This window comes from Nocardioides ginsengisoli (assembly GCF_039537225.1).
Lineage (GTDB): Bacteria > Actinomycetota > Actinomycetes > Propionibacteriales > Nocardioidaceae > Nocardioides > Nocardioides ginsengisoli.
This window is the reverse complement of sequence record NZ_BAABAC010000041.1, coordinates 110,334-111,541: the sequence shown is the minus strand read 5'-3', so window position 1 is coordinate 111,541 and position 1,208 is coordinate 110,334. Positions and strand designations below refer to the sequence as shown.

Genomic DNA, 1,208 nt, shown 5'->3' with positions numbered 1-1,208 from the left:
CGCGCAGCGAGGCCAGCATCGTGCTGATGCCGGTGTCGGGAGCGGTCGCCTGAGCCATGCCGCCATCCCAACACCACCTCCCGACCCCGCCGATCTAGAAGCGGCAGCCTGTGTACAAAGCCCCGGAGAAACATGGGTTGTGGATGGTTTCTGGCCAGGGGCAGGCCGGGGACCGACAGGTGGAAGAACGTGCCCAGGTGGAAGAACGTGCCCGGGTAGAAGTCCTGCCCGGGTTGAGCTGCGCGTCACCGAGGTCGCGACGAAAGCGGCATCGCGTTCACCGCAAGTTGCCCGACTTCCTGGTGCGCGACACAGATTCCTGAACCCGGCCGTAACGCGGCGTCGCAGGCACCGTTGACTGCGATGTCAGCGTTCGTCGCCAGGGAGAGCAGTGGGGCGGCGAACACAACTTCTGGGGGGAAGGAACGCGATGTCGCGCGCCCTAATCAAGATGATCCTCGGCCTGGCGGTTGCGCTCGGCCTCACCTTCGCGTCGGCTCCGATCGCCGGCGCCACCGCCACGACCGACGTGGCTACGCAGGCGGCGGCCACGCCCGACTGCAGCTCGCAGGAGGCGGCCAATGCGAAGGCCAACGCCAACTACACCAAGGCGAACGCCGACGTCGCGAAGGCCAAGGCGAAGGTCAAGAAGCTCAAGAAGAAGCTGCACAAGGCGCAGCGCGCGCACCACGCGAAGCAGGCCAAGAAGCTCAAGAAGCGGCTCAAGAAGGCGAAGAAGTCGCTCAAGGCCAAGCGCTCCTACCGTGACCGCTCCGCGGTGACCCGCAGCTACACCGCCGACGCCCTGGCCCGCTGCAAGGCCGGTACGCCGACCACCGGTTCCGCGAGCCCGATCCAGGCGCTGTGCGACGCGGGCCTCCCGCAGGCGCTGTGCGACGCGCTCGCCGGCCTCATCCCCGGCGGCTCGACGGCCAACCCGGCCGACCTGCTGTGCGCCCAGGTCCCGCAGGCCCAGCCGCTCTGCGACGCCCTCAACGGCGGCCTTCCGGGCGGTGCCCCGACCTCGCCGCAGGACCTGCTCGACATCGTCCGCGGCCTGCTCACCACCCTGGGCCTCGGCGGTCTCGTCGACCAGCTCGGCCTGACCGGCGTCATCGACCAGACCGGCCTCCAGGTGCTGCTCGACAAGCTGGGCCTGACCCACGTGCTCTGACCCACCCGGGTCCGAGCCACCAGCAACGAGGCCC

1 protein-coding gene is annotated in these 1,208 nt (G+C 69.2%); it reads left to right on the top strand.

What is annotated here, in order from left to right; genetic code table 11:
* Nucleotides 1-430: 430 nt before the first annotated feature.
* Nucleotides 431-1,174, top strand: coding sequence for a hypothetical protein (locus AB4880_RS21905; protein WP_367921337.1), 744 nt, complete (start codon nucleotides 431-433; stop codon nucleotides 1,172-1,174).
* The last annotated feature ends 34 nt before the right edge of the window (nucleotides 1,175-1,208 follow it).